This window comes from Alcanivorax sp. HI0083 (assembly GCF_001635175.1).
Map to the genome: position 1 here is coordinate 1 of NZ_LWFX01001033.1, position 6,806 is coordinate 6,806.

Sequence of the window (6,806 nt, forward strand, 5' to 3'; positions counted from 1 at the left end):
CGACAAGCCGCCCCGAAATCAGACAGGTAGAAAAGATAAACAAAGGTTAGAGAACAGGGGCCGGCTTGCAGTGCTCGCTGGTGGTGTCATCCACGCCACAACCAAACTGCTCACCCTTGAAGGTCAAGGTGGCCGCCGGCAGCGCGGGCTGGCTGCAATCCAGCAGATCCATGCCCACTGCCGGGCTCAGCGTCGGTCCGGCCATGGTGGCAGCGGTAGCCGGGTCGTAGGGGTAACCGATCAAGGTATCGCCGTTATTCTGGAAACACACCTTTTGGGCATCTTCATAGGGACCAACGCCCAATGGCATCAGAGCACCGGTATTCGCCAACTGCTCGCCGGCACCGTCATACAGAATGCCAGGCCACTGCAGTTCAGGGGTCAGGGTAAACAACTGAATCATCTCCTGAATCAACGCCCCATTTGGCGCTGCACCGGCATTGGTGATGGCGTTATCGTGCACATGGATATTGCGCACAATCGGCAGCCAACCGTCTTCGATGATGGTCTGATAATCGGGACCTGCCGCATTTTCATCGGCGATAAAGAAGCTGGTCACCGCCACCGCCAGGGTATCGTGATCGGCAATCTCGTTATCGAAAATCTCCACATCGTCAGTGGACAGAACGATCACACCGGTGCCCGGCGGTACGATATGAACACCACCCGGGTTGCTGCTGCTATTGGCAAAGTTCTTGGTGTTGTTTTCGATCACGGTGTTACCGAAGACCCGCACGCCAGAACCATAGGTGCCATTACCGATGGGCAGATCAAATACCAGCAAACCACCGGTATTGAAACGGGCGATATTGTTGTACATGTCCGCACCGGTGGAGTTCTCGATTTCGATCCCCGCCACGTTGTATTCGGCCACGTTGTTGCGCACAACAATGTTCTGTGACTGACCCACATAGACACCGGCGTCCGCTGAGCCGCGCACGTAGCTGTTTTCCACCAGCACATTGCTGCTTTCTACCGGATACAGCCCGTAAGCACCGTTGCCCTTGTCCGGCTCCCCCTGCCATACCGTCGCGGTATAATTGATACGCACACCATCAGCATGCTGGAACTTGATGGCATTGTTGGCCGCTTCCACCACGGCCAGGCCGTAGACTTCCACATCATTGATGTTGGTAATAAACAGGCCGTCATCACCCACGGAATTGCTGAAGTCCAGAATGGTCTTGTCCATGCCCTGGCCACAAATCGTGATATCAGCAATGCGTGCCCCGCCCAGTTCGCCATCCAGCGTCAGCGTATCGTTCAGGTCAAAGCGCCCTTCCGGGAAGACGATGACGTCACCGTCCTGGGCATCCAGGAAAGCAATCTTGGCGCTGTCGGTAATGTTATTGGCATCCAGCTCGATGGCGTCTTCACCACCGCAGGCGATTTCCTGCTGCGGTACATCGGCTGGCATATCCTGCGGGAACTGATACCCCACCGGGTTCTCGCCACCACCGGTAGCGCCACCACCACTGCTGCTGCCACCGCCGCCACAGGCGGCCAGTGATACGGCCAGGGCCAACGGCGCCAGCAGACGAACCGCCGGCATTTCTACGAATTTATTCTTATCTACATTCATTATTATCTCTCTCCCGAACATCAGGACCAAAGTGTGACGCAAGTCACCATATGGAAGGTTTTCGCGCCACGTTTATCGCAAATTGGTGCGTTATTACGCACAGAGCGATGTACTATCGTACGAATTGGCTACCTTACGAGGGAGAGAGAGAGCAACATATGGCGCCAGACGCCAGCCAAACAGGGAATGTGTCGCCAGAAACCAATGCCGTTTTAAAACAACGACATAAGAATAAAATATTAGAGGCAACTCATGTTCAGCAAACACATTTCCATGTTGCAGAGCGACCTGCGCTACTGGCAGAGACAAGGCCTGGATCTGCTTGAATTATTGACCAGCGCCAGCCTGCCCGCCTCCCTGCTGACAGAGAATGATGAACGCCTGGACGCATCCGCTATACAGCGCCTTTTCGAACAGGCGGAAAAAAAACTCGGTGATCCGGCCATGGGCATTCGCATCGGCCAACAGATCCTCCTTCCTGATATCGCCCCCCTAGGCGACGCCCTGCATTATTACCGGGACGGCTGGCAAGCACTGAAAGTCCTGGAACAATACTGGCCCCTGCTGACTGAAGCCCAGCAAGTGACCGTGCATGTTCAAGACAAATACGTGGCCGTTCGCTGTGCTGCCAATGGCGAAATGCCGATTCACGCCATGCAGACCCATGCCGTACTCAGTGGTTTTTTGCGTCTGGCTGATGTGGTGCTGGGTGTACAGGCAAGTAATGATGTGAAAGTGCACCTGCAGGAAAGCAGCCCCCATACGGAGTTGTTCAGTGCGTTATTGAAAGCGCCTGTCACTGGCGGCTGCCAGTACGACCAGGTGTTGTTTCCCGCCACGGTGCTGGATAGCCCCAATCCGAACCACGACGATGAGCGTTTCCAGCAGGCGCTGATCCAGTGTGACCGGACGCTTAACTCACTGCGTGATCATCACCTGATTGACCTGATACGTGAACGGCTGCGATTTCAGCTTGAAGAAGGCCATTATGACCAGCAACAACTGGCCAGCAGCCTGAACATGAGCGTGCGCAACCTTCAGCGACGCCTGAACGCACACCATACCCGGTTCCGGGATCTGCTCGATCAAGTCCGCGCAGAATTGGCTGAACAGCTGGTCCGCTACAGTGAAGCCGGTTTTGCCGAGATTGCTCACCAGCTTGGCTATGAAGACCCCTCTTCGTTCAACAAGGCCTTCAAACGCTGGCTGGGATTACCTCCCGGTGAATACCGGGCACGGCATAAGAACTCTACACCCAGCGCATAAGCCGCAGGGCACGATACGAAGAAGCGGGAAAGAAGAGAAAAGGTAGAAGAGGACGGTATCCAGGGTAAGGAGCGCTACGCCCGTCTATTCGATGGGCAACTCTGTCGCGCTCCGAAACCGTGATTGGCCGCCGGATTACTGTACCGTTTCCGGCTGCACCAATACCCAGGGCGGCAGCACCACTGTCCACAAGCCTTTATCTGCTGCAAACCACGCCGCAGCCTGCTCATCGGTGACCTTGTCGACCTGGGCTTTATCGCGCCACAGGGCAATCATCTCGGCCTCATCTTCTGAAAACGCCAGCGCCACCTCGATCAAATCCAGTTCCGGCGCCACGTAGACCGTCTGGCCACGGGCAAAGAACGGCTGTAGTTCTTGCCAGCTGGCCTTGGCGGTTTCCTGGTTGAGTTTGGCTTTGAGGATTTCCCGCTGTTCCGCTTGCTCAGACATGACCGACTCCTACTGTGAAGCGAGGCATTATCGGTGTTCTGCTACGGGCAATCAAAGGGGAAACGGGGACAGGGGCAAGAGACAGAAAAAGAAACGCCCGCCATTTGGGGTTGGCGGGCGTAAGCTGTACCGGGTCGAAATCGAACATCCGTGTTCCATTGCGTCCTTGCGAGATCTACTTTAGGTAAACCTCCCGCGAGAGGTAAGGCGAGAAAAGCGCCAAGTCATGTAAGCCTTTCGCCATACCCGAGATACAAAATCAGGCCCCCTCACGCCGGTATCACCATTCAATGGTTCGGCTTGCCTCCGGCACGGCCCGATTACGACGGTCGAACAGCGCGAACTGAGCGCCCTTTTCATCGAACGACACCACCGAAAAGGCATTATCACTGAACACTTCCCCCGGCACGCTAACCTGCCCTAACGGCCGGCCCCAACCGCTGTAGAGCAAGCCTGGCACCCGGATCATCGGCCGGTACCAACGAAACGCGAATAGCGCGGTGGGCCAGAACAACCCGGAGCACGTCCAGCTGTGTACCTTCTTGCCACCATTGAGTGTCAAGCTTGCATACAGAGAGGCATGCACATCCCCGCTGAGCACCACCAGTTTCTGGCTGGCACTCTTCGCCATGGCTGCCAATAGCCGCTGACGCTGATGGCGGAAGCCTTCCCAGGCATCTTTGCCACGGAACGGACGCCTCTGCTCGGGGAACATTACTACGGAGGTCACCAGCACCTTGATGCGCTCGGGATCCCGGTCCAGCCATTGGACAAAGGCCTGCTCCTGCACCTCGCTGATCATTTTGCGCTGCCAGGGCCAGCGGCTCAGTACCCGCTCGGTACGCACATCCATTACAAAAAAGTCCGCCGGCCCACGGGAAAAGGTATACCAGAATTTATCCGGGTCGCGATCCAGATAGGTACCGGCTTCATTTAATGGCGCCGCCGGGGAATGGGACGCCTGGTAGATCTGGTACGCCTTGATCGCTGCCGGATACTTGTTCGTCCATAACTCGGCGTCGGCCTTGGCTGGCCAGTTATTCTCGATTTCATGATCATCCAGGATCATGTAGCTGTTGGTTTGCCTCAGCAATTTGGCCAAGTGCTTCTGGGAAAAACTGGCCCGATAAAGGGAATCGAAATCATCCCGGGTCGTCGCCGCGCCAATGCTGTACATGGAATCGGCATAGACCTGATCCCCCCCGAACAGGACAAAATCCGGATTGTGCTGCTCTGCCTGCACCGACATTTCCGCAAAAATCTTGTCGGCGCGATCATCCTGGATAATGCCATCGAGCCCCACAAACCGGTAACAACAGGAACCAAACAAGAAGGTTGTCTGATCAGCCGTGGGCTGATCGGTGGAAAAACAGCCGCTCTCAATGGCGTGCCAGTCCAGCGGCGTCTCATCCTGCTCCGCGCGCACCCAGCCCGCCTGATACTGGTAGCGGGTACCGGGTTCAAGCCCATTAACCACCACCACCCCGGAGCCATCGAAGTTCCCGTTGAGGCGAAATTTACGAGGCTCAGACCAGCTGTCTTCCCCCTCTTTGCGCCAGCGAACTCGCCCCCACATAAACTTGTCGCCCGCGCCCAGCTCCCCTTTCGGCAATGCACCGAACAGGCGCACATGGTTCACACCGGACTCACCCGTAATCGGCCCCACCGCAAAGCGGTTCACTATCCCTGTCATCTGTTATTCTCCCCCTGCATTGAGCCCCCCGGCTCACGCTGCTAGCATCACTGAATAGAGGTGATGTCACCCCGTCTATTCAGGATAAAGACACTTTGCTCAAGGACTCGAAAGCCGCTCTGCTTTTATTCGTCGCTTTTGCTTCGATTTGCCTGTCTTCCCTGGCTTCAGCCAAAGGGCCGGACACCCAAATCATCGGCGAACAGCAGGAACACATTCACCCCTATCAGGGCCTGTACACCTTCTGCACGCCTGCGGATCAGTCGCCTGACATTAATGCCATTCTTCAACGCACCGACCTGCCCTGGCAACCGTCCGGTGCCAGCACTCCGAATCTAGGCTTTATCACTGATCATTGCTGGTTCCGTTTCTCAGTTCGCAATCTTAATCGACTTCATGCTGACTGGCAGCTGCAAATCGACTACGCCATGCTCGGTGAAGTGGATGTCTACCAGGTGGATGCCGGCGGCACCCTCATTGCTCATTTCCAGGCCGGTATGGACCGGGATTTTTCAGTACGCCCGGGCACAGCCCCGACGCCCGCATTCCCGCTGACGCTACCCACAGGCACCGACAACGACATTTTCCTCAAGGTTGCCTCTGCGCACAGCATCCAGCTGCCGCTGGAATTGCGGACACAGGAGAGTTACAACGCCTCGGTGCAAACACAAAGCCTGGTGCAGGGAGTTTTCTTCGGCGGCATGCTGGTGATGATTCTCTACAACCTGTCGCTGTTCTTTTCCATTCGCGAAAAAGTGTACTTGCTGTATGTGTGCTGGTCCGCCGTCGTCACCCTGTTCATGGCAGTGTTGCACGGCTATGCCCACCGTTATCTGTGGCCGCATTCCATCCTGGTCAGCCAGTACATGATTCATTACTTGCTGCCACTGATTGTGCTGCTGCCGCCACTGTTTACCCTGCACTTTCTATCCCTACGGGAAAAAGCACCGCGCCTTGCCATGTGGTTACAACTACTGGTGGGCATTGGCACCGTGCTCTTCCTCGCGGCCCCCTTTACCAGCCGCACCTTCCTGATTCCGATTTCCGTCAGCGCCATTTTGCTGATGGATTTCAGTATCTTCTTCGTCGGGCTGATCCGTGCCCGTAGCGGCGACCCGGATGCGCGAATTTTCACCATCGCCTGGTCCTGCTTTATTGTTGGCGCAGCGGCCATGGCACTGAATAAATACGGTTTTGTTCCACGCAATGCGCTGACCGAAAACCTGGTTCAAATTGGTGTTTTTCTCGAAGTCGTACTGCTTTCCCTGGCGCTGGCCCGGCGCATCAATCGCTTGAAAGAAGCCCATTCCGATTCAGTGCGTGACCGCGCCATCGCGGAAATGGAAGCGTTCAAGGCTGGCGCCAGAAATCACGCCAAAAGTGAATTCCTGGCCACCATGAGCCATGAAATCCGCACGCCCATGAACGGCATCATGGGCATGACCGACCTGCTGCGCCGTACCAGCATGACCCACCAGCAGGCGCAATATGTGGGCACCATTTATCAGTCCACGCAGTCTTTGCTGACCGTGATTAACGATATTCTCGATTACTCGAAAATCGAGTCCGGCAAGCTGGAGCTGGATTACCAGCCCATCGCGCTGGAAAACATCGTCGATGATTGCGTGCGCCTGTTTGCACTACGCTCCAGCGAAAAATCCCTGCCGCTGTACATTCATATCGACAGTCGGGTGCCAGAGCGCATCAAGACCGATCCGATCCGCCTCAAGCAAATCATTACCAACCTGCTCAGCAATGCCTTCAAATTTACCGAGCGTGGTCACGTCGCCCTGCATGTAAACCTGAAGCAACCGG

General features: G+C 55.9%; 5 protein-coding genes. 2 read left to right on the forward strand and 3 right to left on the reverse strand.

Annotation, left to right across the window (positions count from 1 at the left end):
• Nucleotides 1-46 precede the first annotated feature (46 nt).
• Complete coding sequence (locus tag A3754_RS13180) at nucleotides 47-1,582, reverse strand: parallel beta-helix domain-containing protein (protein WP_063520061.1); 1,536 nt, start codon at nucleotides 1,580-1,582, stop codon at nucleotides 47-49.
• 252 nt (nucleotides 1,583-1,834) lie between these two features.
• On the opposite strand from A3754_RS13180, the gene A3754_RS13185 reads away from it, so the two are divergent.
• Nucleotides 1,835-2,848: an AraC family transcriptional regulator gene (locus A3754_RS13185; RefSeq protein ID WP_063520062.1), complete on the forward strand. Its 1,014-nt coding sequence runs from the start codon at nucleotides 1,835-1,837 to the stop codon at nucleotides 2,846-2,848.
• A 135-nt stretch (nucleotides 2,849-2,983) separates the two neighbouring features.
• Here A3754_RS13185 and A3754_RS13190 read toward each other — a convergent pair whose 3' ends face one another.
• Together A3754_RS13190 and A3754_RS13195 are read right to left on the reverse strand one after the other, a co-directional pair.
• The gene (locus A3754_RS13190) at nucleotides 2,984-3,298 is read right to left on the reverse strand and encodes a DUF2288 domain-containing protein (RefSeq protein ID WP_063518554.1); all 315 of its coding nucleotides are present in this window, start codon (nucleotides 3,296-3,298) and stop codon (nucleotides 2,984-2,986) included.
• Nucleotides 3,299-3,578: 280 nt separating this feature from the next.
• On the reverse strand, nucleotides 3,579-4,991 hold the full coding sequence (locus tag A3754_RS13195) for an alkaline phosphatase D family protein (protein WP_063520063.1): 1,413 nt from the start codon (nucleotides 4,989-4,991) through the stop codon (nucleotides 3,579-3,581).
• A 95-nt stretch (nucleotides 4,992-5,086) separates the two neighbouring features.
• On the opposite strand from A3754_RS13195, the gene A3754_RS13200 reads away from it, so the two are divergent.
• The coding region (locus A3754_RS13200; RefSeq protein WP_304439835.1) for a hybrid sensor histidine kinase/response regulator at nucleotides 5,087-6,806 on the forward strand (1,720 nt) is incomplete at its 3' end.